The sequence below is a fragment of the Oceanimonas doudoroffii genome (genome assembly GCF_002242685.1).
Classification (GTDB): Bacteria; Pseudomonadota; Gammaproteobacteria; order Enterobacterales; family Aeromonadaceae; genus Oceanimonas; species Oceanimonas doudoroffii.
On sequence record NZ_NBIM01000001.1, the window covers coordinates 1,247,895 to 1,272,469 of the forward strand.

The following is a 24,575-nucleotide window of genomic DNA, read 5'->3' on the forward strand; positions in this document are numbered from 1 at the left end:
CATAGGTGTTGCGTAAATATCAACACCTTGACTATTGAAAAGTCAACAGATCAACACCTAACCTGAAGCCGTCCCCCAACCAGTATCACGATATGGAGATCATTCGATGAAAGCGTCATTTGCCCTTTCTCCCCTGCGCAAGGCCATGGTTACCCTGCTGGGCGCCGGCACCTTGATGGCAACCGGACTGACCCAGGCCGCCACCACCATCGATCTGTCTTACAACGGTGCGCCGGATGCAGACAAAAACGCGGTTCACCTGTTTGCCAGCAACCTGAAGCGGCTGGTGGAAGAAAAAACCGATGGCGAGCTGGAGCTCACCCTCTATCCCAACAGCATGCTGGGCGAAGAAGTGCAGCGCATGGAGCAGGTGATGGCCGCCCCCGGCCTGAACATTGCGTCGTTTGCCGGTATTTCGCCCCTGTTCCCGGAAATTTACACCAGCTCCATTCCCTTCCTGTTCCGCGACTTCGACCATGCCCGCCGCTTCTTTGATGAAGGGGAATACTGGAAGGCCGCCCAGCAGGAATTTACCGACCGTACCGGCACCCACCTGCTGGCGGTGGTGGAAGAAGGCGGCTTCCTCGCCTTTACCAACAGCAAGCGCCCGATCAAGTCACCCGAGGACTTCAAGGGCCTGCGTTTTCGTGCCATGGACAAGAGCCAGGTAGCGCTGTATGAAGCCTTTGGTGCCTCAGGCACCCCCATTCCCTGGACCGAAGTCTACATGGCGCTGAAAACCGGGGTGGCCGATGGGCAGATGAACCCGCCCATGTACATCATTCTGGGCAGCCTGCAGGAGGTGCAGCAGCACCTGACCCTGGCCAACATTCAGTATTCCGACCAGTTCCTGGTGGCCAATGGCGAACTGCTTGAGTCGCTGACCGACGAACAGCGTCAGGCGCTGAAAGATGCCGTGGCCGAAGCCAACCAGCTCAACCGCGAGTCCGTGGAAGCCAAGGTGGAAGAGCGCGTTCAGTTCCTGGCCGACAAGGGCATGCAAGTGTACCGTCCCACCGCCGAGGAGCTGGCGCAGTTCCAGGAAAAGGCCAAGCCCTCCTACATCAACTGGCTCAAAGAGCAGAACATTGAGCAGAAGTGGGTGGACCTTGCCCTGGAAGACGCCGGCAAGTTCTGAGTTTTTTCTGAATCATCCTACCTTTCTGGCGGCCTGACGGCCGCCCCTTTACGCCATGAGACAACGACTGATAACCCTGATGAGCCGGCTGGTTGAGGCGGTGGTCGGTACCCTGATCCTGACCAACCTGCTGGTGCTGCTGTACGGCGTGGCTTCTCGTTACCTGTTGGGCCGTTCGCCCATCTGGATGGACGAACTGTCACGTTTTCTGATCATTGCCTGTGCCCTGCTGATGGCCGGCGTGGTGCTGATACGCAACGAACACATGCGTATTGGCCTGCTCGAGCAACGGCTGCCGTTGCCACTAGCCCGCCTCCTCAAGCTGTACCAGTGGTTGCTGATCCTGGTCATCAGCGCCGGATTCTGCTGGTACTCCTGGCATTACGCCTTTTCGGTAAGCCGCTTCACCACCATGGGGCTCGGCATCAGCCGCACCTGGCCGGTGCTCAGCCTGCCGCTGGGCTTTGGCCTGCTGTTTGTATTCAACCTGTTGCGCGGCCCCTTTGGCTGCAAGGAAGCCCGCTCATGACCCTGGCCATGTTTGCCTCCTTTATCATGCATGTCTTGCTGGGCCTGCCACTGTTTATTGCCCTGCTGTTCACCGCCGTGGTCGGTTTCATGTTTATCGATCCGTCCATGCTGGGCCGCATGGTGCCGCAGCAGTTTTTTGGCGGCATTAATGTCTTTTCCCTGATGGCCATTCCACTGTTCATTCTGGCCGGCAACCTGATGAACAGTGCCGGCCTGACGCAACAGCTGATGGCCCTTGCCCGGGTCCTGGTGGGCCACCTGCGGGGCGGGCTGGGTTATGTCAATGTGGTGTCGAGCGTATTCTTTGCCGGCGTCAACGGCTCGGCGGTGGCCGACACCTCGGCGCTGGGCTCCCTGCTGGTGCCGGCGATGAAAAAGGAAGGCTATTCGGCCTCCTATGCCGCCGGCCTGACCGCGGGCAGCTCGCTGATCGGCCCCATTATTCCGCCCAGCATTTTCATGATCCTCTATGCCTCGCTCACCAATACCTCGGTGGGTGATCTGTTCCTGGCCGGCGTTATTCCCGGTTTGCTGCTGGGCCTGGTGTTCATGATCATGAACTGGTTTTACGCCCGCAAGGCACAGCTGCCGGTGTCGGGCCAGCGCCCGACCATGGGACTGTTTTTGCAGGCCCTGTGGGGCGCCCTGCCGGCACTGTTGGCCCCCTTTATCATCGTCGGTGGTATCGTATTTGGGGTGGTCACACCCACGGAGTCGGGTGCCCTCACCGTGGCCTATGTGGCCCTGATCGGCCTGTTCACCAAGCAGCTGAGCTGGCACCGGCTGTGGAGCGCCCTGGTGGAAACCGCCCGCCTGACCAGTGCCGTGTTTCTGATCATGGCCGCCTCGGCGGTGGTCAGCTGGCTGCTGTCTTACGCCCAGGTGCCCAAGGCCTTCGTGACCCTGTTTGATCCCATTATCGAACAGCCGGTGCTGGTGCTGTTGTTGCTTAGCCTGATCACCTTTGCCACCGGCATGTTCATGGAAGAGGTATCCGCCCTGATGCTGCTGACCCCCATCTTCATGCCCGTAGCCATGGCGGCGGGCGTGGATCCGGTGCACCTCGGCATCATCATCACCCTGAACATCACCATTGCCCTGATAACCCCGCCCATGGGCGCCTGCGTCTTTGTGGCCGCCGCCGTCAGCCGGCTGGAAATTACCGAGCTGTTCAAGACCATCTGGCCCTTTGTTGCCATCGCGTTGCTGGTGCTGGTGGTGCTGATCCTGTTTCCCGGGCTGGTGCTGTGGCTGCCCGGACTGTTCGGAGGACAGCTATGAACGCCCCTATTCCCCTGCTGAATGATCCCGACTGGACGCGCGTGTCTGCGCTTCCCATTCGAGAGAACCATGAGGATCTGGTGCCCGCCAGCCTGGCCCCGGCAAACCTGGCGTGCTACCCGGCCTACTACAAGCTGGGCATTCCCAACGCGGTGCCCGAATGCTATATGCGCCGGGGAGTGTATCAACGCCTGTTGGCGGCGTCCCGCAGCCTGCCCAAGGGCCTGACCCTGCTGGTGATGGACAGCTGGCGCCCCTATTCGGTACAGCAATATCTGTACGACACCCTGTATAACGCCATTGAAAACCACTGGCCCGACAAGCCCGCCGCCGAGCTGGAGCAACTGACCCGGGAGTTTGTGTCGCTGCCCAGCACCAATCCTCGAGCCCCCAGTCCCCATCTGACCGGAGGCTCGGTGGACGTAACGCTGATCGATGAGCACGGTTTGATGCTGGACATGGGCAGCCAGTTCGACGAAGCCACGCCCTGGTCGCACACCGCCGCCTTTGAACAGCTGGCCTCGCCCACGCCCCATGAGCAGCAGGTGATTGCCAACCGTCGCCTGCTCTACCGGGCCATGATCGACGCCGGCTTTACCAACCTGCCCAGCGAATGGTGGCATTACGACTTCGGCAACCAGTTATGGGCCTGGTACCGCGGTCAGCCCCAGGCCTGTTACGGCCCCACCCACCCCGAAAGCCTGGAAAGCCGCTGGCGCCAGGAAATAGACCGCCGGCATCAATAGGCCGGCGGCCTTCCGCAACGGGCGGCTTTGCCAGCCGCCCTGCTAATGAGTAAACTGGCTGCATCTAGGTTGTTCGGATTTCGATAATGAAGCAATTTGCCGAGTTTATTCCGCTGATCATTTTCTTTGTGGTCTACAAAACGGTGGATATCTATGCCGCCACCGGCGCGCTGATGGCCGCCACCTGTGTGCAGATGCTGGTGCAGTGGCTGCGCCACAAAAAACTGGAAAAAATGCACCTGGTCACCCTGGTGCTGGTGCTGGGGTTTGGCGGCATGACCATGTTTTTTCAGGATGACGCCTTTATCAAATGGAAGGTAACCGCGGTCAACGGCCTCTTTGCCCTTGGCCTGCTGATAAGCCGCTACGGCTTTAGCAAAAACCTCATTCAGCAGATGCTGGGCAAGGAGCTCACCCTGCCCGATGCGATATGGGACAAGGCCAACCTGGCCTGGGCCGGTTTCTTTGCCTTTTGCGGCGCGCTCAACGTCTATGTGGCGTTCAACCTGCCCCAGGAATGGTGGGTCAACTTCAAGGTATTTGGCCTGCTCGGCCTGACCCTGCTGTTTACCCTGGCGACCGTGCTCTACCTCTACCGCCAGCAACCCGAACACAACAATAACCGTTAAGGACAAACCTCATGTGGTATGTGATTTTCAGCCAGGACATTCCCGACAGCCTGCCCCTGCGCAAGGAAGCCCGTCCGGCCCACCTGGCCCGGTTGCAGGCCCTGGCCGACGAAGGCCGGCTGCTGGTGGCCGGCCCCAACCCGGCCATTGACGCCGAAGACCCGGCCGATGCCGGCTTTACCGGCAGCACGGTCATTGCCGAGTTCGACTCCCTCGAGGCCGCTCAAGCCTGGGCCGATGACGATCCCTATGTCGCCGCCGGCGTCTATGCCAGCGTGGTAGTCAAGCCCTTCAAAAAAGTCCTGCCCTGACAGCAAGCCGGCGCTGTTGCTAAAACAGCGCCAGCCTTCTTTCGCCTTCCTTCACCAGCCCACGGGCATCAGGTCATAAAATACAGCGCACCGGAAATCACCAGGCCGGAATACACCAGCATGATCAGGCAATAGCCCATGATGTCCCTGGCGCCCAGGCCGACAATGCCAAGCAGCGGCAGGGCCCAGAACGGCTGAATCATGTTGGTCCAGGCGTCGCCCCAGGCGATGGCCATGGCGGTCACCGTGGGGGACACCCCCAGTGCCTCTGCCGCCGGCAGCATAATGGGCGCCTGCACCGCCCACTGGCCACCGCCGGAAGGCACGAACACATTGACCAGCCCTGCACTGAGAAAAGCCAGCAGCGGAAAGGTATCGGTGGAAGACCAGGACACAAAGGTCTCGGTGATCTGACGGCCCAGGGAAATGCCTTCGCCGTTGGCGCCCATCATCATGCCCATGATGCCCGCGTAGAACGGAAACAGCAGCACAATACCGCTGATACCCCGCACGCTTTCGTCCACGGTGCGCATGTAGCGCTCCGGCGTGCCGTGTAGCAGCAGCCCGGAGAACAGGAAAATCGCGATGACCACATCCAGGCCCAGCACAAACCCCTTGCTGCTGAAGTGGTTGAACAGGTAAATGGCGGCAATGGCCACCAGCCCCAGCCCCAACAGGCGGCTGTCATCCAGGCGCTGCGCCGGCGTGTCACGCCGAGGCTGTTCACTGCGGGACTCCACCAGCCGGGTCGGATCGGCCACCTTGGCCTGCTGGCGCGGGTGCATGGCGCGGTTGAGCAGCGGCAGGCCAATCACCAGCAGGGCGATAATGGTCAGGTTGAGAGACGTAAACAGGGTCTGGGACACGCCAATCGGATCGGACAGCACGCCGGCGGTAATGTGATGCAGGCTGTCGCCACCACTGGCCAGCGACAGCGGTACCGAGCCGGACAGGCCCCCGTGCCAGATCAGGAAACCGGAATAGGCGGAAGCCACCAGCAGCGGATAATCTACCCCTTCAACCTTACGCGCCAGCGCCCGGGCAAACACGGCGCCGATCACCAGGCCAAAGCCCCAGTTGAGCCAGCAACCGGCCAGGGCCACCAGGGTTACCATGACCACCGCCTGCCCCGGTGAGCGGGCCAGGGTCGCTAGGCGGTCCAGCAGGCGGTTGATCACCGGGGCCGACGCCAGGGCGTGGCCGGTGACGAAGATCAGTCCCATCTGCATCGCAAAACCAAGCAGGGTCCAGAATCCCGCACTCCAGTGCTGCACCATCTCGGGCAGCGTCTGCTGCGTGGAAACCATGCCGGCGCCCAGCACAAACAGCGTCAGCAGGGTGGAAAACACAAACGGAGAAGGCAGGTAACGCTGCACCAGGCTCACGCTGAGCCCTGTTACTGTATTGAACATCATTAAGTCCTTTATGTAGATGAACAGCTTTGGTGGACGCTTCGCCGTCAGGCCGTGAAGGTCATTTCCGGTACCTGGTCGGGTACGATCAGCTTGCCAGCCGTTTTGGCCTGAATCTCTTCCACGCTGACCCCGGGGGCCCGCTCCCGCAGAATAAAGGCGCCGTTTTCGATCTCCAGATAGGCCAGATCCGTCAGCACCCGTTTGATGCAGCCGGCGCCGGTCAGCGGCAGGGTACAATGGGGCAACAGCTTGGACTCACCGTTCTTTGAGGCATGGGTCATGGTCACTATGATGTTGTCGGCGCCGGCCACCAAATCCATGGCGCCGCCCATGCCCTTGACCAGTTTGCCGGGAATCATCCAGGAGGCAATATTGCCGGCAACATCCACTTCAAAGGCGCCGAGCACGGTCAGATCCACATGGCCGCCCCGTATCATGGCGAAAGACTCCGCCGAGTCAAAAATGGACGCCCCGGTGCGTGCGGTGACCGTCTGCTTGCCGGCATTGATCATGTCGGCATCCAGCTCTTCTTCGGTGGGAAAGGCCCCCATGCCAAGCAGGCCGTTCTCGGACTGCAACATGACCTCCATGCCGTCGGGAACATAGTTGGCAACCAGGGTGGGAATGCCGATACCCAGGTTGACATAAAAACCGTCCTGCAGCTCACGGGCAACGCGCCGGGCCATTTGTTCGCGGGAAAGTGCCATAAGATTGCCTCTTTTACTGATCCAGGGTGTCGACTGCCATGACCGGCCAGCCGCTTCAGCCACGCAGGGTGCGCTGTTCAATGCGTTTCTCAAACCGGCCGCAGATAACCCGGTCCACGTAAATGCCGGGGGTGTGTATCTCACCGGGCTCCAGTGCGCCGGGCTCGACGATTTCCTCGACCTCGACCACGGTGATTTTGCCGGCGGTAGCCACCAGCGGATTGAAGTTACGGGCGGTATGGCGATAGATCACATTGCCATAGTGATCGGCCTTCCAGCCCTTGACGATGGCAACGTCGCCGGTAATGGCCTGTTCGAGAATGTGCGGCCGGCCGTTGAATTCGCGTATTTCCTTGCCCTCGGCAATGAGGGTGCCGAAACCGGTGGCGGTATAGAAGGCGGGAATCCCGGCTCCGCCGGCGCGCAGCTTTTCGGCCAGGGTACCCTGTGGCGTCAGCTCCACTTCCAGTTCACCACTGATCAACAACTGCTCGAACAGGGCATTTTCCCCCACGTAAGACGCGATCACCTTGCGCACCTGCCGGTCTTCCAGCAGCAGCCCGAGTCCAAAGCCGTCCACACCGCAGTTGTTGGATACCACGGTCAGATCCCGAGTGCCCCGGCGCCTTACCTCGGCGATCAGGTTTTCGGGAATGCCACACAAGCCGAAACCGCCCGCCAGCAGGGTCATGCCATCCTCAAGGCCTGCAAGGGCCTCCTCGTAGGAATTTACTCGCTTATCGAAACCCGCCATTACATTTCCTCTTTCTGTCACTACGGCAACTGAATGTTGCAAAGAGTATCCATTCGGGTTATTTATTTGTTAAGTTAAATTTATCAATCAATTGATTTACTTTTTAAAATAATTGACCACCGCGAGAACGTTGATTTCATGACCGCCAAGCAGCTCCGTGCCTTTATCGCCGTTGCCCAAACTCTGAATTTTGCCCAGGCCTGTGAACGGCTGCACCTGTCCCAGTCGGCCCTGAGCCTGACCATCAAAGCCCTGGAAGATCACCTGGGCGGCCGCCTGTTCAGCCGTACCACACGCCAGGTTCGCCTGACACCGGAAGGCGAGGCCCTGCTGCCGCTGGCACGGCGCCTGATGGCGGAGTGGGATAATGCCGAAGATCAGCTGCGTCAGCGCTTTGACCTTCAGCAGGGACGCGTCACCCTGGCCGCCATGCCGTCTTTTGCCGGCAACCTGTTGCCGCCTCTGCTGAAAACCTTTCGCAACCGTTATGAAAAAATCAATGTGACGGTCAATGACGTGATCAACGAGCAGGTGATCGACATGGTGCAGGATGGCCAGGTGGAGCTGGGAATCGCCTTTGAGCCGCCGCCGTCCACCCGCCTGCAGTTCATCCCGCTGTACCGGGATCGCTTCGTTGCCGTGGTGCCGGCGGACGCTGAACTGGCCAGTAACCAAGAAGTGACCTGGCGGCAGCTGCTGACACAGCCGTTTATTACCCTGCAGCGCCCCTCGGCGGTGCGGCTGTTGCTGGAGCAGCACCTGCGGGAATGGCAGCTGGCCTTGCCGGTGGCATTTGAAAGCCACCAGCTCGCCACCGTGGGCAGAATGGTGGGCTGCGGCCTGGGCGTCAGCGTGGTGCCGGCGCTGTGCAGGGAGCAGATGCACGAACTGGGTGCCTGCTGCATGCCGTTGATCGACCCGGTGATTGAGCGCCCGGTGGGCATTCTCAGCAGGACGGATCACGAATTGTCCGTCGCCGCCCAGGCACTTTACGACATACTGCTCTCCTCCCCCGTGCCGGCCTGTTAGCCTCTAAGGCATGCCGGTGTGCCCTCGGCTCACGCTTTTGAACAAAAAACGAGCGGTAAATTTGCCTATTTCCACACTATGGATAAGGCTCATTTATGTCCTTGCTTGAAGGACATAATAAGCACACGGGAGACATAGCAATATGCATAAATTACTGACTTCAGCCCTGCTGGGAGTATTACTGACCGCAGGCGTGCCGGCGCTGGCCAACGAAACCCAGGCCGACAATCCGGTGGTGACCAGCATCAACATCAACACCGCCAGCCGTGATCAGCTGGCGCAGCTATCCGGTGTGGGGCAGGCCAAGGCCGATGCCATTGTGGCCTACCGGGAAGCCAACGGCCCCTTTGAGTCGGTGGATGATCTGATGCAGGTCAGGGGCATCGGCGAAGCCACGGTAGAGAAAAACCGCCACCTGCTGAGCAACTGATTGGCTGAATAAACACACTGCCCCGTTCGGTGAATGGCCGAACGGGGCAGCTTTGGTTATGATAGCCGCCTTGTTCCCCATTCCGGTTTTCCCATGTCAAAGCAACAATCCATTCGCAAGGCCGTGATCCCCGTGGCCGGCCTCGGTACCCGCATGCTGCCTGCCACCAAGGCCATTCCCAAGGAAATGCTGCCGGTGGTCGACAAGCCGCTGATCCAGTATGTGGTGAGTGAGGCGGTGGCCGCCGGCATCAAGGAGATTGTGCTGGTCACCCATGCCAGCAAAAATTCCATTGAAAACCACTTCGACACCAGCTTCGAGTTGGAAGCCACCCTGGAAAAACGGGTCAAGCGCCAGCTGCTGAGCGAAGTGCAGAACATCTGTCCCCCCGACGTGACCATAATGCACGTGCGCCAGGGCGAAGCCCGTGGCCTGGGCCACGCCATTCTCTGTGCCCATCCCCTGGTGGGCGATGCCCCCTTTGCCATTCTGCTGCCCGACGTGCTGATTGACGACGCCGCCTGCGATCTGGACAAAGACAACCTGGCCGCCATGATTGCCGCCTTTGGCGACAGCGGGCACAGCCAGATCCTGGTGGAGCCGGTAGCCGATGAGCTGGTGGATCAGTTTGGTATCGTCGACCTGGGGGATGCCACCCTGAACCAGGGCGAGTCGGCGGCCATTGCCGCCATGGTGGAAAAGCCGGCCCGGGACGAAGCGCCGTCCAACCTCTCGGTGGTGGGTCGCTATGTGCTGCCGGCCTCCATCTGGCCGCTGCTGAAGAAAACCCCGCTGGGCAAGGGCGATGAAGTGCAGCTCACCGACACCATTGCCATGCTGATGGCCGAAGAGCGGGTAGATGCCCACCACATCACCGGCAAGAGCCACGACTGTGGCAGCAAGCTGGGTTATATGATGGCCAACGTGGAATACGGCCTGCGCCACAAGGAGCTGGGCGAGGCGTTTCGCCAAAGCCTGCAGCAGCTGCAGGCTCAGTAAGGCACCCGGCTGGCGGTCAGCTCAATGCGGCCGCCATGGCTGCCGCTGAGGCTGAGCTCGAGGGGAAAACGGCAATACTGTTGCCAGGGGCTGGCGCTAAAGCTGCCCCGCCCCACCGGGCCGACATTGCACTGCTCCAGCCAGTCACAGCCGACCATGCCGCCATTGGCCGCCTCCAGGGTATTGCTGTGGGCCTTGAGCCGCAGCAGCATGAGGTTGATGCCCGCGGTCAATCCCGCCTCAAACAGCCGCTGATTGATGTATTCCAGGGTCTGTGCCGGACTGTGCAGCGGGCTGCTGGCGCCACTGCGGTACTGCCGCAACGGCTCATTGAGCAAAAATGCCACCAGCAGCATCAGCATGGGGGTGTCCTGATGCAGTGGGTCGAACTCCGCCACCAGCAATAACAAATCGTCTTCCAGCCGCACCGACTGGGTAACCATCCAAGGCGTGCTGTGCCGGCACTGCAGCCGCCAGTCACCCAGGTGCTGCTCCCCCGACGGCCCCAACTCCCTGAGCAAACGCGTGGCGGCCATGTCCCGGTGGCGATAGAACTCCAGGTGTGACGCCAGCTCCCGCAACTCCTTGTGTTCGCGCATGCCCGCCGGCAGCAGACTGGCGGCCAGCCGGCTTTTTACCGCCGTCCAGTCACCCACCGGCTTTATCAGGTAATCACTGGCACCGGCCCTGAGTGCCTGGGCCACCTCGGCCATGTTGCCGGCCCCCGACACCGCCACAAAGGGCAGCGACGGTTGCTGCTGGTGCAACAGGGTTACCAGAGGCAGGCCTCCGGGCGTGGCCAGCCACAGGTTGCCCAGCACCAGATCGGGCCGAAGCCGGGCCGCCAGCATCACCCCCTCGGCGGCACTGTCGGCCTCCAGCACGCGGGCGCCCCACAACTCCAGCCAGGCAAACGCCTGCCGGCGAAATACGTCGTCATCGTCTATCAGCAGCACCAGGGTAGCCGGTGTGAACATGGTTTATTCCGTGGTTAAAGGTCATAAATTCAGCCTAGCCGATTTCCTTCGGACCGGCAGACAACCTCAGCCACGACTGTATTCCGGCGACGCTTTATTGGATAATGGTCACACCATTCCGGCACCCAGGCGCTATGACTCCCGCAGAATATCAGGCACTCACCTCTCCCAGACTGTCACACCCCGCCCGCAGCCTGTACCTGCTCTACCTCAGGCACCAGGCCCGGGGCGACGAGACTCAGCCCCTTGATTATCCAAGCCTGGGCCGGGCACTGGCGGTGCAGGGCGAAGGGGAATACCGTTACCGGGTGACCCCGGCCGGGTTGACCGAGCTGATTGACGAGCTGCAACAGGCCGGCCTGCTGGTGCTGCAGCAGCGGGCCCATCCGCAGCATTATCACGGGGCCCGTTTTCGCCTGGAGCTGAAGCGGCTGCAGGGGCTCACGCCCCTGCCCGCCCGCCAGTTTGCCATGCACCCGGACTGGCGTCCCGATGAGCAGCTCGACGGCCTGGCACGGCTGTGCGGCCTGCTCGACAGCCGCTATGACGACACCGAGTTGGGGGAATTTATCGCCTACTGGCTGGGCCGGCCGGAAGTGTTTGAAAACCAGCACCAGTGGATGCTGCGATTTGTGCGCCAGCTGAAAAAACAGCGGGCCCTGCGCCGGGATACCAACCCGGCGCCCGCCACCGGTTATCAGCAACAGGCCGCTCCCACCAGCACCGACACCGGCCCCAGCAAGCGGGCCCGGGAAATGATGGAAGAAGCCCAACGCCTGCGCGACGAGCAACAGGAGAGCCATGATGAAAAAGACACCTGAAGAGATGGCCGCCGATCTGGCCGACATTGCCCGCCGGCGGCGCCAGCAGCGCCACAAGGATCTCAGCCCGACGGCCGCCTCCGGCGATATCAAGCAGGTGCTGAGCCGGTTGCAACAGCTGCGCGCCGGCGGCAACCTGCCCCAGTACGATTACAACGGCCTGCGCCGGCAGTATGAACAGCAGGCCAACGCCGACGTGAAACGGTTGCAGCAGCAGGCCAAAGTGCACCGCACCGAGCGGCTGCTGGCCCAGGCCGACTTGAACAGCGACTGGACCTTTGCCAACATGGACGCCAGCGATCCCGCACTGGCGTCGCATATTGAAACCGCCCATCACTTTATCAACGCCTTTGATCACTGGGAAAAAAAGGGCGGTACCGGCATTTTGATCTATGGTGACTTCGGCACCGGCAAGTCGACCCTGGCCGGCTCCATTGCTCACGAGCTGATTCGACAGCACCAGAAGTCGGTGATCTTTCAGCAGTGGGCTTCGGTGGTGGATCGGCTGTTCTTCGGGGTGATTGAAGATCAGGAAAGCCGCAACCAGTATCGCCGTGCCCTGGAAGAGGTGGATTTGCTGGTGCTGGATGAAGTGGCCGCCAACCGCAGCCGGCTGGCGGAGAGCCAGTCCAGCTTTCTCGGCCATTTGCTGCGCCGCCGGCGCAACCTGTCAAAGAGCATTATCATCATCAGCAACCATGATCCGCAGTCACTGCACCGCGCGGTGGGGGATTTCTGCTTTGAAGCGATCAAGGCCTTTCACCCGGTAGACATCGCCCTGCGCGGCCCCAGCCGTCGGCCGGATATCGGGGATTACCGCAGCTGAGGCGACCCGGTTACTACAGCCGCCACCATATCAGTGCCAGCAGCCCTGCCCCCAGCAGCAGTTTATTGCGCAGACGCCTGGGGCTGGTCGCCAGCCGCCAGGCCAGGCTCACTTTGGGCACCTGCTCGGCCAGTGCCAGCCAGTCTACCCCAGGTTGCTGGCGGCGCCGGGCCTGTTGGGTCAGCAGCTTCAGGCGCAGCGCCTCGGCCTTGAGTTGCAGCATTTGTTGCTCTTCTCGCAGGTCTCTGTGCATTGCGCCTCCTCAGTCCTTCATCGACCAGTCGCTCATGTCGCGCTGGCCACGAAGGTAACTGACGTCTTCCTGCAGATCCTTCAGGGTCTGCTCCAGAAAACGCCGCTGCCCGGCCAGGTTGTTCACCATGGCCTGGCAGGCCCAGAGCATGCCCAGCAGCAGGGCTCCCGCCAGGCCGAAGAACACCCACACCCGGGCCACCGGCGACAACACCTCCTGCAGCCCGAACAGCAGGCTGACAAAGGCCATGAAAAACAGCGCCGCCGCCAGCAGCGCCAGCACACCCAGACGCACCATGCGCTCCTTCTGGGCGATAAACTCGATGCGAGCCAGGCGAAAGCGCACGAACAGCAGCTCGATCAGGGTGTCGAGAAGATCCCGCAGCGGCGTTTTTCCGGTCATGACCTCAACGACCCCGGCACAGCAGCGCACCCAGCAGCAGACCCACCACGGCGGCCACACCCATGGCATGATAGGGCTTACTGTGCACCAGATCATCGGCGTCGGCGGCAGCCTGACGGGTGCGCTCCACCACCGAGTCCTCCATATCCGCAAACTGCTGCTGGGCCCGGTCAAGCTGGGCCTTGAGCTTCTCCTTCAGGGCTTTGCCTTCCTTGCTGCCGTCATCGGCGGCAGCCTGATAGAGAGCCTCCGCGTCTTTGAGCAATTGCCTGATGTCGTCCATCAGGACGGCGCGTTCTGCTGCGTACTTACCGGCCATGGTGCCTCCTCGTTTCAGTTGATCTTAACCACTTGAACAAAACTGCACGCTCTGTGTACACCATATTCCCTCCCGTGATACTTGGCCAGCCACGCATCGCATTTTGGTGAAGGATGCGATCGAGACCGTCGCAGCCGCACGACCGTGACGGCTTCGGCCCTTTCCCTTCGACCGCCCTGCCCTATACTCGAACCAGCCCAATCCCGTAAAAGGAGCAACCATGAAACTGAAAAGCCTGCTGCTGGCGTCCGCATGCCTGACCAGCACCTCCGCCCTGGCCGACTGGCAACTGAACAACGAACTGAGCCGAGTGAGTTTTGTTACCGTGAAAAAGGAAAGCGTGGGCGAGCCCAATCACTTTGAGCGGGTCTCGGGCACGCTCAGCGACGCCGGCCGGTTTGAGCTGACCATTGATCTGGCCAGCGTGGAAAGCGGCATTCCCATTCGTAACGAGCGGCTGGAGGAATATTTGTTTGAAACCGGCCGCTTTCCCAAACTCACCCTGAGCGCGGATCTTTCCGGCCAGCTCGAGGCCCTGACCCAGGGCGAGGATCGAGTGATTGAAACCGACGCCACCCTCAACCTGCACGGCACCGAAAAGACCCTGCCCATCGCCGTGCTGGTCAGCCACAAGGGCAACGGCGATCTGGTGGTCTCGAGCTGGAAACCGGTTATTGTGCAACAGGACGACTTTGGCTTTACCGCCGGCATCGACAAGCTGCAGGAGCTGGCCGGCCTGCCCTCCATCACCCGCACCGTGCCGGTGAATTTTGTACTGAGCCTGGAAAAGCAATAAGCCGGCACTCCTGTTTAAGGCGAAAAAGTGAAATCGGTAGTGGTAGAAAAGGCCTGTGTGATCAGGCCTTTTTACCGCCGTTGGTGAGGGCGGCCAGTACTTCGCCGTAAGGTTCGCCAGTCAGGTTTTTATCCAGATCCCTTTGCAGTGCCTTGCGCAGCCGATCGTCCATGGCTTCGCGCAGCAGGCCAAGAAACTGGGGCGGTGCCGCCAGATAAAAACCCCCGATTTGGTTGTGATCCAGCGCATGACGTACCTCGTCGATAATATCGCGGGCAAAGCGCTGATTCTCGGTATGACAGGGATCGCTCTTCTCCGGTATGGCCTGCACGTCGGTAACAAGGTCACTCGCCTTGAGGCGAGCTTGCGGATGAACCAGATTCATCACCTCTTCCCCGGTGTTCTCCACCCAGTCCTGCTGGTAGAAAACGGCTTTGGCAGAATCGGCAACAACGATCCAGTCTGGCAATGGCATATCACACCTCTTTTGCTGGTTGAACACCCCAACCTTATGGTTGAGCGTTCTAAGTATTGTTGATTCCTGCCGAATTGCATGGCGCTGAATGACCCCCAACGACCCGATTCGGCGCACCGGCTCAGCCGAGTAAAGCGATAGCGACAAGATGACTCCAAAGGGCGAAATCATCATGAATGAGATAGATATGAAAAAAGATCGCTCACAAACAAAAAGCCCCGCTTTTCAGCGGGGCTTTTGCTATCTCACCAGACCACAGCAAGTAACCGAATTACTCGCCGTAGGCTTCGGTGGGCAGGCAGCTGCAGAACAGGTTGCGGTCACCGTACACATCATCGATGCGGTTGACGGTGGGCCAGAACTTGCTGCGGCGCACGTCTTCAGACGGGAACACGGCCAGCTCGCGGCTGTAGGAACGGTTCCATTCGGAGTCCATGACGTCGTCCTGGGTGTGCGGGGCGTGCACCAGGGGGTTGTCTTCCAGGGTCCACTCGCCGCTTTCCACCTTGCGCATTTCGGCGCGGATCTGCTTCATGGCGTGAATGAAACGGTCGATTTCCACCTTGGACTCGGACTCGGTCGGCTCGATCATCAGGGTGCCCGCCACCGGGAAGCTCATGGTCGGGGCATGGAAGCCAAAGTCGTTCAGACGCTTGGCCACATCCATTTCACTGATGCCGCTGGTTTCCTTGAGCGGGCGAATGTCCACGATACACTCGTGGGCCACGCGATCGTTGCGGCCGGTGTAGAGGATGGGGTAATCCTCGGCCAGGCTGCGCATCAGGTAGTTGGCGTTGAGAATGGCCAGCTGAGTGGAGCGCTTCAGGCCTTCGTCGCCCAGCATGGCGATATACATCCAGCTGATCGGCAAAATGCTGGCGGAGCCGAACGGTGCGGCCGACACGGCGCCGTTGTTGCGGCTTTCCTTATCGGTTTTCACCACAGCGTGGCCGGCCACGAAGGGCGCCAGATGCGCCTTGACGCCGATGGGGCCCATGCCCGGGCCGCCGCCACCGTGAGGAATGGCGAAGGTCTTGTGCAGGTTGAGGTGCGACACGTCGGAGCCGATAAAGCCCGGAGAGGTAATGCCCACCTGCGCGTTCATGTTGGCGCCGTCCATGTATACCTGGCCGCCAAAGCCGTGCACGATTTCGCACACTTCGCGAATGTTTTCTTCATACACGCCGTGGGTAGACGGATAAGTCGCCATGATGCACGACAGGTTCTCGCCCGCTTCCTCGGCCTTGGCCTTGAGGTCGACCATGTCGATGTTGCCCCGCTTGTCGCAGGCCACCACCACCACCTTCATGTTGGCCATCTGGGCCGACGCCGGGTTGGTACCGTGGGCGGAGCTCGGGATCAGGCAGATATCGCGATGCCCTTCTCCCCGGGACTCGTGGTATTTCTTGATGGCCAGCAGGCCGGCGTATTCACCCTGAGCACCGGAGTTGGGCTGAATGCAGATGGCATCGTAACCGGTGATCTTCACCAGCCAGCTTTCAAGCTCGCCGATCATCTTCTGGTAGCCCTGAGTCTGGCTCAGCGGCGCAAAGGGGTGAATGCGGGCGAACTCGGGCCAGCTCACCGGCACCATTTCGGCGGTGGCGTTCAGCTTCATGGTGCAGGAGCCCAGCGAGATCATGCCGTAGTTCAGCGCCAGATCCTTCATTTCCAGCTTGTGGATGTAGCGCAGCATCTCGGTTTCGGAGTGGTAGCTGTTAAACACCTCGTGCTCGAGAATGGCGGTGTCGCGCACCAGCCCGGCGGGAATGGAGGCGGTGCCGGCGGCGGCCTTGGCGTCCAGGCTGTCCACGCTCAGGCCGTGGCCTTCACCCAGGAAGATGTCGAACAGCTCGGCCACGTCACCCCGGGTGGTGGTCTCGGACAGGGACACCCCGAGAGCACCGGCCAAATCGGAACGCAGGTTGGCGCCCTTGGCTTCGGCACGGGCCAGAATGGCGTCCTTGTCGGCGGTTTCCACGGTAATGGTGTCGAACCAGGTGTCGTGCTTGAGCGCCACGCCCTTGCTCTGCAGGCCCAGGGCCAGAATGTCGGTCAGGCGGTGCACCCTATCGGCAATGCGTTTCAGGCCTTCCGGACCGTGATACACGGCGTAGAAGCTGGACATGTTGGCCAGCAGCACCTGAGCGGTACAGATGTTGGAGTTGGCTTTTTCGCGGCGAATGTGCTGCTCGCGGGTCTGCATCGCCATCCGCAGGGCCGGACGGCCGCGGGTGTCCTTGGACACACCGATAATACGGCCCGGCAGCGAACGCTTGTGCTCGTCGCGGGTGGCGAAGAAGGCAGCGTGAGGGCCACCGTAACCCATGGGCACACCAAAGCGCTGGGCGTTGCCCAGTACCACGTCGGCACCCAGTTCGCCCGGAGCCTTCAACAGCACCAGGGAGAGAATGTCGGCGGCCACACAGGCAATGCCCTTGCCGCTTTGCACCTGGGCGATCAGCGCCTTGAGGTCGCGGATCTGGCCGGTGGTGGACGGATACTGGAACAGGGCGCCAAAGACGTCGTGCTCCACCACCGCCTCGGCAGGGGCGACCTTGATGTCAAAGCCGTAGTGCTCGGCGCGCTCGCTGACCACGTCAATGGTCTGGGGGTGCACGTCGTCGGCAATAAAGAAGATGTTGGCCTTCTTGTTTTTGCTGACTCGGCGGGCCAGGGCCATGGCCTCGGCGGCGGCGGTGGCTTCGTCCAGCAGTGAGGCGCTGGCCAGGGGCAGGCCGGTCAGATCCTGGGTCATTTGCTGGAAGTTGAGCAGGGCTTCAAGGCGGCCCTGGGCGATCTCGGGCTGATACGGGGTATAGGCGGTATACCAGCCCGGATTTTCCAGCACGTTGCGCTGAATCACCAGGGGCACATGGGTATCGTGATAGCCCATGCCGATATAGCTCTTGAACACCTTGTTCTGATCGGCCAGGGTTTTCAGGTAGCCCAGGGCTTCCTGCTCGGTGCGCGGGGCGCCAATGCCAAGGGGCTGGTCGTTGAGAATGCTCGCCGGCACGGTCTGCTTGATGAGATCGTCCAGGCTGTCGGCGCCCACCACCGCCAGCATGTCGGCCACTTCCTGCTCGGAAGGACCAATATGACGGCCGATAAAGGCGTTATTCTGCTCAAGTTCAAACAAAGACTGGGTCATATTTCCTTACTTCCTTCTTCGGGCACAAGGCCCGAGGGTAGACAGACGACCGGCCCCGTGGGGGGTACTTGCCGGCAAAGAGTCTGATATTGAGATTGCACATCAACAGCCGGGGCTGCGTGACCAGGGCAACATCAACAAAGCCCCCATACGGGGGCTTTAAACGTGCTTATTCTTCGTCGATGCTGTTTTCGTAGCCTTCGGCATCCAGCAGCTCGTCCAGATCGGACTCGTCTGCCAGCTTGATGCGGAACAGCCAGCCGTCACCGTAAGGGTCGGAGTTCACCAGCTCGGGGCTGTCTTCCAGATCCTCGTTCACGGCAATGATTTCGCCGCTCACCGGCGCATAAATGTCGGATGCGGCCTTGACCGACTCGGCTACGCAGCACTCTTCGCTGGCGTCCACGTTGCGGCCCACTTCCGGCAGCTCAACAAATACCATATCACCCAACAGATCCTGCGCATGTTCGGTAATGCCGATCACCGCTTCACCGTTCTCTTCAATACGTACCCATTCGTGCGAGCGGGCATACTTCAGTTCACTGGGGATATTGCTCATCAGTTGTTCCTCTTGGTTCTTAAAACTCGGCAACCGCCTTGCCAAATCGTACAAAAGTCGGCTTGACCACGGCTACCGGCATCCATTTCTTGCGCAGTTCCACTTCCGCATTGTCGCCAATGGCGCGCGGCACCCGCGCCAGCGCAATGCTGAAACCCAGTGTAGGCGAGAAGGTGCCGGAGGTGATCACGCCGTGCTGTTCATTCCCCTCGGCATCGGTAAACCGCACCGGGGTTCCGGCGCGCAACACGCCTTTTTCTTTCATGACCAGGCCAACCAGCTTGGGTTGATCGCCGGCGGCGCGCTGGCTCTCAAGCACGGCGCGGCCAATAAAGTCACGCTCGGCCGGCTCCCAGGCAATGGTCCAGGCCATGTTGGCGGCCAGGGGGGAGACGGTTTCGTCCATGTCCTGGCCGTAAAGATTCATGCCCGCTTCCAGGCGCAGGGTGTCACGGGCACCCAGGCCACAGGGGCGTACGCCGGCGTCTTTCAGGGCATTCCACAGGGCGCCGGCCTGGTCGGCGGGCACCACAATTTCGTAGCCGTCTTCACCGGTGTAGCCGGTGGTGGCAATGAAGAGGTCGCCGGCCTGCACCCCGAAGAAGGGCTTCATGCCTTCCACGGCGGCGTTTTGTTCGGCACTGAATACGGTGGCGGCCTTGGCCTTGGCGTTGGGGCCCTGCACCGCAATCATGGCGAGTTCGGGGCGTTCGGTCAGGGTAACGTCAAAGCCCTCGGCCTGTTTGGCCATCCAGGCCAGATCCTTGTCGCGGGTGGCGGAGTTGACGATCATGCGGTAATCGTCGTCGGCAAAGAAATAGGTGATGAGATCGTCAATGACCCCGCCCTGTTCGTTGAGAATGCCGCTGTAAATGGCCTTGCCCGGCTGGTTGGCGCGGCCGATGTCGTTGGCCAGCAGGCGCTGCAGGTAGGCTTTGGCCTGGGTGCCCTTCACATCCACAATGGTCATGTGAGAGACATCGAACATGCCGGCGTCCTGGCGGACGGCGTGGTGCTCCTCAAGCTGAGAGCCATAGTTGATGGGCATTTCCCAACCGTGAAAGTCCACCATTTTGGCACCGGCTTCCAGGTGCTGCGGATGCAAAACTGTTTGCTGAGTCATGACGCTTCCTTATATTCCGAGCCCGGCCAGCGAGCGATAATCCGGTCTAGCGTGTTTGATTATACTCAAGCAGATTTGGGATAACACAGCAAGGAAGTCAAAAAAAACTAATCGTTTATTAACACAGTGCGAAATGTGAGCTATCCCTCGACGGCCTTTTTAACGTGAAGAAAGCTACATTCGTGGCTTTTAAAACCAAAAATTAACAAAAAATTAAAATTTGATGTATTTAATTGCCTTGTGACAAGCACAAGCGCAAAAGTTGCGCCTGTGTTCGAAAGAAAAATCGGCTTAAAAAAACTAATTACCAACAAGGCTCGGATTAGTTTTTCTCAAGTATTTTCACCCATACGGGAAAGCCGGGGCTGCAGTCCGCCAATGCCCAGGGCATGGGCCGCCAGCCGACGCTTAAGGGGCATGAGGCCGTCGGTCAGGGTCAGGCCGAGGGTACGCACTTCCCGCACCAGCGGCAACCGGCTGCCAAATAGCCGCTTCAGCCCTTCCATGCCCGCCAGCATGGTGGCGGCCTCGGCCTTGCGCCAGCGCTCAAAGGCGCGCAGGCCGGCCAGTTCGCCAATATCCTTGCCCTCGGCGTGACGTGCCAGCAGGGTGTCGGCCAGGGCCGCGGCGTCCTGCAGGCCCAGGTTGACCCCCTGCCCCGCCAATGGATGTATGGTGTGAGCGGCGTCACCAATCAGCGCCCAGCGCGGGCCGCAAAATTGCTGGCTGTAGCGGGCCTTGAGCGGAATGGCGGCACGGGGACCCAACACGCGGCACAACCCCAGACGCAGATCAAAAGCAGTGGCCAACCGCTTGTTGAACTCGGCGTCACTCAGCGCCAGCAGCGCCTCGGCCCGCGCCGGCGGGCAGGACCAGACAATGGAGCAGCGGTGCGGGTGGGCCAGGGGCAGAAAGGCGAGAATGTCATCGCCACGAAAGATTTGCCGGGCGCAGCGGCCGTGGGGCTCGTCGGTTTCAATGGTGGCCACCAGGGCGTGATGATCATAATCCCATTCGGTCATGCCCGGCTGCATCTGCCCGCGCAGCCAGGAGCGGGCGCCGTCCGCTCCCACCAGCAGCCGGCCGGTAATGGGGGTACCATTGTCCAGCAGCACAAAGGCACCGCCATCGCTGGCCGACACGGTCGCGGCCCGGGCCGGCAGGTGCAGGCTGATGTGCGGGCTGAGCCGCGCCTGCTCCAGCAGGTGGTGCTGCAGCAGCCGGTTTTCCACAATATGACCCAGGTGGGGCTGATGCATCAGCTCGGCAGAAAAGCCGATGCGGGCCCGGCTTTCGGCTTCCCACACTTCCATTTCGGTATAGGGGCCGAGCCGGTCGCTGTTACCCGGCCAGGCATTCAGTTGCTCAAGCAGGGTCTGGGACGCCAGGTTAATGGCACTGACCCGGTTGTCGGCGATATCGCCAAAGTCGGAGTCGGGCGTCTGCCCTTCCACTACCGCCACCTTCATGCCGCTTGGCGCCAGCGCCAGCGCCAGGGTAAGCCCCACCATGCCGCCGCCAATAATAATGATGTCTGCCGCTTGCATCGATTACCTCTTGCCCATGGCCCGCCAGGCCAGTTGACTCTTTAACGGGGCACAGGCGGCCATGGCCGACAACCCCAGATTGCGTCCGGCGGCGAGCACCGGGTTGTTGTTGGAAAACAGCAGTGCCAGCGCCGTGGTAAAATTCACCATGCCGGCCTGATCCGGCAGCCGCGCCCGGCCATAGTCACTCAGCACGCCATGACTGCCGATGTCCCGCCCTTCTGCCAGGGCCTGACTCACCCTGTCGGTCAGGGTGGCCACATCCCGCAGTCCAAGGTTAAAGCCCTGGCCGGCAATGGGGTGCAGCAGGTGGGCGGCGTTGCCCAACAGCACCACGCGGTGATGCCAAGGCTTGGGCGCTTCGTCCAGCACCAGCGGGTAACAGTGGCGCTTGCCGGTGCGGGTGAGTCTGCCCAGGCGGTAGCCAAACTGCCGCTGCAGGGTGGACAGAAAGGCATTGTCCTCCATCGCCATCAGTCGTTCGGCCCGCCCGGGGCTGATGCACCATACCAGGGAGCTGCGCCCCTCACTCATGGGCAGCAGCGCCAGCGGGCCTTCCGGGGTAAAGCGCTCAAAGGCACGGCCCAAATGCGGCTCGGCGGTGGCGATATTGGCAATGATGGCGCTCTGGTGGTAATCCAGCTGGCGGCGTGGCACGCCGAGCTGCTGGCCAACCAGGGAACGGTTGCCGTCGGCGGCCGCCAGCAGGCTGGTGGAAAACGCCGCGCCGCCCTCGAGCGCTATGGTCACGCGCTCGGGATGCTGTTCAAAACGAATGATGCGATCGGGGCAGAACAGGGTGATGTTCTCACAGGCCGTCAGCCGCCGGTGCAGCTCACTGCCCACCGGCTGCAGCTCCACCACCTGGCCGAGGGCGGGCACGCCGTATTCCGCTGCGTGCATGGCCACCCGGCCAAAGTGACCCTGATCGGACACCTGAATATGGGTAATGGGGGTCGCCAGGGGCGCCAGCGCCGGCCAGATCCCCAGCCGTTGCAGCAGGGTCTGGCTGTGCCAGGCCAGGGCAATGCTGCGGGCATCAAAGCCTGGATGGCGGTCGTGCTCGGGGCGCACGGCCTCGATCACTGCCACGGAAAGCCGGCCGCCATCGGGCCGGCGCAGCCCGGCCAGGCCCAGCGCCAGCACGGCCCCGGCCATGCCGGCGCCGTTGATTACCACGTCGTAATGGGTCATTGCGGTTGTGTGTTGTCGTGCTAAATCAGTGCAGGGTTGGACGCTCGGGCACCGGGCGGCCCTTGCCGAATTCTTCAAAGGCCATGGTGGCACCGAGCTTGAGGTGTTCGTAGAGCACCACAAAGGCGGCTTCACTTTCTTCGTCTTCCTGCTCGAACTCGCCGGAAACCTGAGTGATGCTGCTGATGTCCTGGATCATCTCCTGCAGCTCGGGAGAGGCCTTGTTCAGCTCCTGCTGAACCACGCCAAAACCGGCCAGAAAGGCGCCGGCCCATTCCATCATGGCGTCGAGCCGGTCGTCGAGGGGCTCTTCGTCGGCGGGCAGCAACAGCTCAAACCGGCTTTGCTCCAGCAGATCGTCAAACACTCGGTTAAACAGCAGATTCACCGCCTTTTTCAGTTCGGCGGGCAGGCCAAAGCCATCGTTGAGCAGATCGTTGAAATGTTGCTGCCAGCGGGCGTCGTCCCGGGCCATGCCACCGCAGACAAGGCCACAAATCACGCCGTGAACTTCGGCGGCGGTCACCACCATGTTGTGCTGTTCCAGCAATGTGGTGAAGGCATCAAAGTTAAGGCGGGCGTTATCGTTCATCATTTACTCGAAAGTGGTGCTGAATTACCGCAGATCCTAGCACCGTCGCTCATTGCAGACCAGCAACCCCTTGAAAGTTCTGATACGCCACTATATATTCGCGGGACTTTCATTGCTCATTGCAAGCCACCTGAGGACCACATGACCACAGCGGCAATCGACATCGTAATTCTCGGGCGCCCATACAAGGTGGCCTGTCCTGCCGGGCAGGAAGAGGCATTGCATCGGGCGGCCGACATGCTCAACGAGCGCATTCGCAAGTTTCGCGAAAGCGGCAAGTCCGCATCCAATGAGCAAATCGCCATTATGCTGGCGCTGAATGTCTGCCACGAGCTTGAGCTTGAAAAGGACAAGAATCATCAATATGCTGACGCCATGGACAGACGCATCAAGATGCTTCAACACACCATTGAAGAGGCCCTCGCCAGCAAGGTAAACTGAGCCTGTTCCGACAATTTGTTTTTCCCTGGGGTGTTCGTCAGTGAGTGGCGTCCCTGAGCCGATATCAACAGCACAGGAATCCCGCGTTGCTCGCTATTGAGCATGCTCGGCCTCGACCGAGACGCCTGCGGCGGGTACCGGGCTTCCGCCTTGAACCGACGGGTTCAAGGACTAACACTCGCAACGGCACTCTGGGGACCCCTCATTACTTTCGGCCTTGTCATGACCCAGCAACAACCCAACAATCCCCTGCACGGCATTACCCTTGAAGCCCTGCTGACCGAGCTGGTAGAAAAATACGGCTGGGACGAGCTGGCCCGCCGGGTCAATATCAACTGCTTCAAGAACGATCCCAGCATCAAATCGAGCCTGAAGTTTCTGCGCCGCACGCCCTGGGCCCGCACTCAGGTGGAAGAGCTTTACCTGCGTCTCAAAAACAGTCCCTGGCATCGCTGACCCTTTGCCTCGCACCCGGTATTGGGAATAAGCTCGGCACATTCTCGTTTTCAATGGAATGAGCCATGTCAGAACGCCATATCATCCGTCAGCAGATCAGAAACGCCCGTCGCCGGCTGAGCCATGCCGAACAGCAGGCCGCCGCCCATGCCATTGTGGACCGGGTGGCCGACACGCCACACCTGGCCCAGGCCGGCAAGGTGGCACTGTATCTTGCCAATGACGGCGAGCTCGACCCCCACCCGCTGATCGATTGGTACTGGTCCCAGGGCACCCAGGTATATCTACCGGTGCTGCACCCCTTCAGCCCCGGGCACCTGATGTTTTTGCGCTATGATCCCGACGCGCGCCTGGTGGCCAACCGCTTCGGCATTCCCGAGCCCCGCCTCGATATTCGCCTGCTGTTGCCCAAAAATGAACTCGACGTGATTTACACCCCCCTGGTGGCCTTTGATGCCACCGGTAACCGCATTGGCATGGGAGGCGGTTTTTACGACCGCACCCTGGCGGGCTGGCATCAAGGACAGGGCCCGCGCCCGGTGGGCCTGGCCCACGACTGCCAGCAGCTGCCCGCCATTCCCACCGATCACTGGGACGTCCCCCTGCCCGAGCTGCTCACCCCGGCCCGGCACTGGCGCTGGTAAAAGCCCTGCCGGTATTTTATTACTGC

29 protein-coding genes and 1 other RNA gene are annotated in these 24,575 nt (G+C 60.9%); 16 read left to right on the top strand and 14 right to left on the bottom strand.

Features of this window, described 5'->3' with window-relative positions; genetic code table 11:
• The first annotated feature begins 106 nt into the window (after positions 1-106).
• The 6 genes from B6S08_RS05765 to B6S08_RS05790 all read left to right on the top strand — a co-directional run bounded on the left by B6S08_RS05765 (position 107) and on the right by B6S08_RS05790 (position 4,636).
• Complete coding sequence (locus tag B6S08_RS05765) at positions 107-1,138, top strand: TRAP transporter substrate-binding protein (RefSeq protein ID WP_165661591.1); 1,032 nt, start codon at positions 107-109, stop codon at positions 1,136-1,138.
• 79 nt (positions 1,139-1,217) lie between these two features.
• Entirely contained in the window at positions 1,218-1,667 is a 450-nt protein-coding gene (locus B6S08_RS05770) for a TRAP transporter small permease (protein WP_094199785.1), read from the top strand.
• Positions 1,664-2,950 (top strand): TRAP transporter large permease, encoded by a 1,287-nt coding sequence (locus B6S08_RS05775; protein WP_094199786.1) that lies wholly within the window; start codon positions 1,664-1,666, stop codon positions 2,948-2,950. Before B6S08_RS05770 ends, B6S08_RS05775 begins: the two co-directional genes overlap by 4 nt.
• The gene (locus B6S08_RS05780; RefSeq protein WP_094199787.1) at positions 2,947-3,696 is read left to right on the top strand and encodes a M15 family metallopeptidase; all 750 of its coding nucleotides are present in this window, start codon (positions 2,947-2,949) and stop codon (positions 3,694-3,696) included. Before B6S08_RS05775 ends, B6S08_RS05780 begins: the two co-directional genes overlap by 4 nt.
• Positions 3,697-3,782: 86 nt before the next feature.
• The gene (locus tag B6S08_RS05785) at positions 3,783-4,325 is read left to right on the top strand and encodes a septation protein A (RefSeq protein WP_094199788.1); all 543 of its coding nucleotides are present in this window, start codon (positions 3,783-3,785) and stop codon (positions 4,323-4,325) included.
• A gap of 11 nt (positions 4,326-4,336) precedes the next feature.
• The gene (locus tag B6S08_RS05790) at positions 4,337-4,636 is read left to right on the top strand and encodes a YciI family protein (RefSeq protein WP_094199789.1); all 300 of its coding nucleotides are present in this window, start codon (positions 4,337-4,339) and stop codon (positions 4,634-4,636) included.
• A gap of 68 nt (positions 4,637-4,704) precedes the next feature.
• Here B6S08_RS05790 and B6S08_RS05795 read toward each other — a convergent pair whose 3' ends face one another.
• From B6S08_RS05795 to B6S08_RS05805, 3 genes are read right to left on the bottom strand one after another with little or no spacing between them, the layout of a single operon-like run.
• A complete protein-coding gene (locus B6S08_RS05795) occupies positions 4,705-6,048 on the bottom strand; it encodes a short-chain fatty acid transporter (RefSeq protein WP_094199790.1) in 1,344 nt (447 codons plus the stop codon).
• Between the two features lie 47 nt (positions 6,049-6,095).
• Positions 6,096-6,758: a CoA transferase subunit B gene (locus B6S08_RS05800; RefSeq protein ID WP_094199791.1), complete on the bottom strand. Its 663-nt coding sequence runs from the start codon at positions 6,756-6,758 to the stop codon at positions 6,096-6,098.
• A 55-nt stretch (positions 6,759-6,813) separates the two neighbouring features.
• On the bottom strand, positions 6,814-7,512 hold the full coding sequence (locus tag B6S08_RS05805; protein ID WP_094199792.1) for a CoA transferase subunit A: 699 nt from the start codon (positions 7,510-7,512) through the stop codon (positions 6,814-6,816).
• 138 nt (positions 7,513-7,650) lie between these two features.
• Here B6S08_RS05805 and B6S08_RS05810 point away from each other — a divergent pair, with 138 nt between their 5' ends.
• The 3 genes from B6S08_RS05810 to galU all read left to right on the top strand — a co-directional run bounded on the left by B6S08_RS05810 (position 7,651) and on the right by galU (position 9,970).
• A complete protein-coding gene (locus B6S08_RS05810; protein ID WP_094199793.1) occupies positions 7,651-8,541 on the top strand; it encodes a LysR family transcriptional regulator in 891 nt (296 codons plus the stop codon).
• Between the two features lie 142 nt (positions 8,542-8,683).
• A complete protein-coding gene (locus B6S08_RS05815) occupies positions 8,684-8,971 on the top strand; it encodes a ComEA family DNA-binding protein (RefSeq protein ID WP_094199794.1) in 288 nt (95 codons plus the stop codon).
• 93 nt (positions 8,972-9,064) lie between these two features.
• Complete coding sequence (gene galU / locus B6S08_RS05820) at positions 9,065-9,970, top strand: UTP--glucose-1-phosphate uridylyltransferase GalU (protein ID WP_094200561.1); 906 nt, start codon at positions 9,065-9,067, stop codon at positions 9,968-9,970.
• Here the strand turns inward: galU and B6S08_RS05825 are convergent.
• Positions 9,964-10,947, bottom strand: coding sequence for a response regulator (locus B6S08_RS05825; RefSeq protein WP_094199795.1), 984 nt, complete (start codon positions 10,945-10,947; stop codon positions 9,964-9,966). The two genes, galU and B6S08_RS05825, sit on opposite strands and share 7 nt — an antisense overlap.
• A 134-nt stretch (positions 10,948-11,081) precedes the next feature.
• On the opposite strand from B6S08_RS05825, the gene B6S08_RS05830 reads away from it, so the two are divergent.
• Both B6S08_RS05830 and B6S08_RS05835 read left to right on the top strand, forming a co-directional pair.
• A complete protein-coding gene (locus tag B6S08_RS05830) occupies positions 11,082-11,768 on the top strand; it encodes a DnaT-like ssDNA-binding domain-containing protein (RefSeq protein WP_094199796.1) in 687 nt (228 codons plus the stop codon).
• The gene (locus B6S08_RS05835) at positions 11,752-12,594 is read left to right on the top strand and encodes a DnaA ATPase domain-containing protein (RefSeq protein WP_094199797.1); all 843 of its coding nucleotides are present in this window, start codon (positions 11,752-11,754) and stop codon (positions 12,592-12,594) included. Before B6S08_RS05830 ends, B6S08_RS05835 begins: the two co-directional genes overlap by 17 nt.
• 13 nt (positions 12,595-12,607) lie before the next feature.
• On the opposite strand, the gene B6S08_RS05840 is transcribed toward B6S08_RS05835, so the two are convergent.
• From B6S08_RS05840 to B6S08_RS05850, 3 genes are read right to left on the bottom strand one after another with little or no spacing between them, the layout of a single operon-like run.
• A complete protein-coding gene (locus B6S08_RS05840; RefSeq protein ID WP_094199798.1) occupies positions 12,608-12,847 on the bottom strand; it encodes a hypothetical protein in 240 nt (79 codons plus the stop codon).
• Between the two features lie 9 nt (positions 12,848-12,856).
• The gene (locus B6S08_RS05845) at positions 12,857-13,249 is read right to left on the bottom strand and encodes a phage holin family protein (RefSeq protein WP_094199799.1); all 393 of its coding nucleotides are present in this window, start codon (positions 13,247-13,249) and stop codon (positions 12,857-12,859) included.
• A 4-nt stretch (positions 13,250-13,253) separates the two neighbouring features.
• Positions 13,254-13,568, bottom strand: coding sequence for an ElaB/YgaM/YqjD family protein (locus B6S08_RS05850; protein WP_094199800.1), 315 nt, complete (start codon positions 13,566-13,568; stop codon positions 13,254-13,256).
• 220 nt (positions 13,569-13,788) lie between these two features.
• On the opposite strand from B6S08_RS05850, the gene B6S08_RS05855 reads away from it, so the two are divergent.
• Complete coding sequence (locus tag B6S08_RS05855; RefSeq protein WP_094199801.1) at positions 13,789-14,364, top strand: YceI family protein; 576 nt, start codon at positions 13,789-13,791, stop codon at positions 14,362-14,364.
• Between the two features lie 61 nt (positions 14,365-14,425).
• On the opposite strand, the gene B6S08_RS05860 is transcribed toward B6S08_RS05855, so the two are convergent.
• From B6S08_RS05860 to B6S08_RS05890, 7 genes are all read right to left on the bottom strand, one after another.
• Positions 14,426-14,839, bottom strand: coding sequence for a host attachment protein (locus B6S08_RS05860; protein ID WP_094199802.1), 414 nt, complete (start codon positions 14,837-14,839; stop codon positions 14,426-14,428).
• A gap of 271 nt (positions 14,840-15,110) precedes the next feature.
• Positions 15,111-17,993: an aminomethyl-transferring glycine dehydrogenase gene (gene gcvP / locus B6S08_RS05865; RefSeq protein ID WP_094199803.1), complete on the bottom strand. Its 2,883-nt coding sequence runs from the start codon at positions 17,991-17,993 to the stop codon at positions 15,111-15,113.
• Between the two features lie 169 nt (positions 17,994-18,162).
• On the bottom strand, positions 18,163-18,552 hold the full coding sequence (gcvH, locus tag B6S08_RS05870; RefSeq protein ID WP_094199804.1) for a glycine cleavage system protein GcvH: 390 nt from the start codon (positions 18,550-18,552) through the stop codon (positions 18,163-18,165).
• A gap of 19 nt (positions 18,553-18,571) precedes the next feature.
• A complete protein-coding gene (gene gcvT / locus B6S08_RS05875) occupies positions 18,572-19,675 on the bottom strand; it encodes a glycine cleavage system aminomethyltransferase GcvT (protein ID WP_094199805.1) in 1,104 nt (367 codons plus the stop codon).
• A gap of 332 nt (positions 19,676-20,007) precedes the next feature.
• Positions 20,008-21,222 carry an FAD-dependent oxidoreductase gene (locus B6S08_RS05880; RefSeq protein ID WP_094199806.1) on the bottom strand — a complete coding sequence of 405 codons (1,215 nt, stop codon included), beginning with the start codon at positions 21,220-21,222 and terminating at the stop codon, positions 20,008-20,010.
• A 3-nt stretch (positions 21,223-21,225) separates the two neighbouring features.
• The gene (gene ubiH / locus B6S08_RS05885; protein WP_094199807.1) at positions 21,226-22,416 is read right to left on the bottom strand and encodes a 2-octaprenyl-6-methoxyphenyl hydroxylase; all 1,191 of its coding nucleotides are present in this window, start codon (positions 22,414-22,416) and stop codon (positions 21,226-21,228) included.
• Positions 22,417-22,441: 25 nt separating this feature from the next.
• The gene (locus B6S08_RS05890) at positions 22,442-23,008 is read right to left on the bottom strand and encodes a UPF0149 family protein (protein WP_094200562.1); all 567 of its coding nucleotides are present in this window, start codon (positions 23,006-23,008) and stop codon (positions 22,442-22,444) included.
• Positions 23,009-23,149: 141 nt separating this feature from the next.
• Here B6S08_RS05890 and B6S08_RS05895 point away from each other — a divergent pair, with 141 nt between their 5' ends.
• The 4 genes from B6S08_RS05895 to B6S08_RS05910 all read left to right on the top strand — a co-directional run bounded on the left by B6S08_RS05895 (position 23,150) and on the right by B6S08_RS05910 (position 24,549).
• Entirely contained in the window at positions 23,150-23,449 is a 300-nt protein-coding gene (locus B6S08_RS05895; RefSeq protein ID WP_094199808.1) for a cell division protein ZapA, read from the top strand.
• 19 nt (positions 23,450-23,468) lie between these two features.
• Positions 23,469-23,651, top strand: a non-coding RNA gene (ssrS, locus tag B6S08_RS05900) — 6S RNA.
• A 20-nt stretch (positions 23,652-23,671) separates the two neighbouring features.
• Positions 23,672-23,905 carry a VF530 family protein gene (locus B6S08_RS05905; protein ID WP_094199809.1) on the top strand — a complete coding sequence of 78 codons (234 nt, stop codon included), beginning with the start codon at positions 23,672-23,674 and terminating at the stop codon, positions 23,903-23,905.
• 65 nt (positions 23,906-23,970) lie between these two features.
• Positions 23,971-24,549, top strand: coding sequence for a 5-formyltetrahydrofolate cyclo-ligase (locus B6S08_RS05910; RefSeq protein ID WP_094199810.1), 579 nt, complete (start codon positions 23,971-23,973; stop codon positions 24,547-24,549).
• Positions 24,550-24,575: the final 26 nt, after the last annotated feature.

Coding starts and splice junctions, on each gene's coding strand:
- B6S08_RS05830 (WP_094199796.1), top strand. CDS start 11,082: ATGACTCCCGCAGAATATCAGGCACTCACCTCTCCCAGACTGTCACAC.
- B6S08_RS05890 (WP_094200562.1), bottom strand. CDS start 23,008: ATGAACGATAACGCCCGCCTTAACTTTGATGCCTTCACCACATTGCTG.
- B6S08_RS05785 (WP_094199788.1), top strand. CDS start 3,783: ATGAAGCAATTTGCCGAGTTTATTCCGCTGATCATTTTCTTTGTGGTC.
- B6S08_RS05845 (WP_094199799.1), bottom strand. CDS start 13,249: ATGACCGGAAAAACGCCGCTGCGGGATCTTCTCGACACCCTGATCGAG.
- B6S08_RS05910 (WP_094199810.1), top strand. CDS start 23,971: ATGTCAGAACGCCATATCATCCGTCAGCAGATCAGAAACGCCCGTCGC.
- B6S08_RS05790 (WP_094199789.1), top strand. CDS start 4,337: ATGTGGTATGTGATTTTCAGCCAGGACATTCCCGACAGCCTGCCCCTG.
- B6S08_RS05840 (WP_094199798.1), bottom strand. CDS start 12,847: ATGCACAGAGACCTGCGAGAAGAGCAACAAATGCTGCAACTCAAGGCC.
- B6S08_RS05815 (WP_094199794.1), top strand. CDS start 8,684: ATGCATAAATTACTGACTTCAGCCCTGCTGGGAGTATTACTGACCGCA.
- B6S08_RS05880 (WP_094199806.1), bottom strand. CDS start 21,222: ATGCAAGCGGCAGACATCATTATTATTGGCGGCGGCATGGTGGGGCTT.
- gcvT (WP_094199805.1), bottom strand. CDS start 19,675: ATGACTCAGCAAACAGTTTTGCATCCGCAGCACCTGGAAGCCGGTGCC.
- B6S08_RS05800 (WP_094199791.1), bottom strand. CDS start 6,758: ATGGCACTTTCCCGCGAACAAATGGCCCGGCGCGTTGCCCGTGAGCTG.
- B6S08_RS05765 (WP_165661591.1), top strand. CDS start 107: ATGAAAGCGTCATTTGCCCTTTCTCCCCTGCGCAAGGCCATGGTTACC.
- B6S08_RS05805 (WP_094199792.1), bottom strand. CDS start 7,512: ATGGCGGGTTTCGATAAGCGAGTAAATTCCTACGAGGAGGCCCTTGCA.
- B6S08_RS05795 (WP_094199790.1), bottom strand. CDS start 6,048: ATGTTCAATACAGTAACAGGGCTCAGCGTGAGCCTGGTGCAGCGTTAC.
- B6S08_RS05780 (WP_094199787.1), top strand. CDS start 2,947: ATGAACGCCCCTATTCCCCTGCTGAATGATCCCGACTGGACGCGCGTG.
- B6S08_RS05770 (WP_094199785.1), top strand. CDS start 1,218: ATGAGCCGGCTGGTTGAGGCGGTGGTCGGTACCCTGATCCTGACCAAC.
- B6S08_RS05835 (WP_094199797.1), top strand. CDS start 11,752: ATGAAAAAGACACCTGAAGAGATGGCCGCCGATCTGGCCGACATTGCC.
- B6S08_RS05855 (WP_094199801.1), top strand. CDS start 13,789: ATGAAACTGAAAAGCCTGCTGCTGGCGTCCGCATGCCTGACCAGCACC.
- B6S08_RS05895 (WP_094199808.1), top strand. CDS start 23,150: ATGACCACAGCGGCAATCGACATCGTAATTCTCGGGCGCCCATACAAG.
- B6S08_RS05810 (WP_094199793.1), top strand. CDS start 7,651: ATGACCGCCAAGCAGCTCCGTGCCTTTATCGCCGTTGCCCAAACTCTG.
- galU (WP_094200561.1), top strand. CDS start 9,065: ATGTCAAAGCAACAATCCATTCGCAAGGCCGTGATCCCCGTGGCCGGC.
- B6S08_RS05775 (WP_094199786.1), top strand. CDS start 1,664: ATGACCCTGGCCATGTTTGCCTCCTTTATCATGCATGTCTTGCTGGGC.
- ubiH (WP_094199807.1), bottom strand. CDS start 22,416: ATGACCCATTACGACGTGGTAATCAACGGCGCCGGCATGGCCGGGGCC.
- B6S08_RS05825 (WP_094199795.1), bottom strand. CDS start 10,947: ATGTTCACACCGGCTACCCTGGTGCTGCTGATAGACGATGACGACGTA.
- B6S08_RS05850 (WP_094199800.1), bottom strand. CDS start 13,568: ATGGCCGGTAAGTACGCAGCAGAACGCGCCGTCCTGATGGACGACATC.
- B6S08_RS05905 (WP_094199809.1), top strand. CDS start 23,672: ATGACCCAGCAACAACCCAACAATCCCCTGCACGGCATTACCCTTGAA.
- B6S08_RS05860 (WP_094199802.1), bottom strand. CDS start 14,839: ATGCCATTGCCAGACTGGATCGTTGTTGCCGATTCTGCCAAAGCCGTT.
- gcvH (WP_094199804.1), bottom strand. CDS start 18,552: ATGAGCAATATCCCCAGTGAACTGAAGTATGCCCGCTCGCACGAATGG.
- gcvP (WP_094199803.1), bottom strand. CDS start 17,993: ATGACCCAGTCTTTGTTTGAACTTGAGCAGAATAACGCCTTTATCGGC.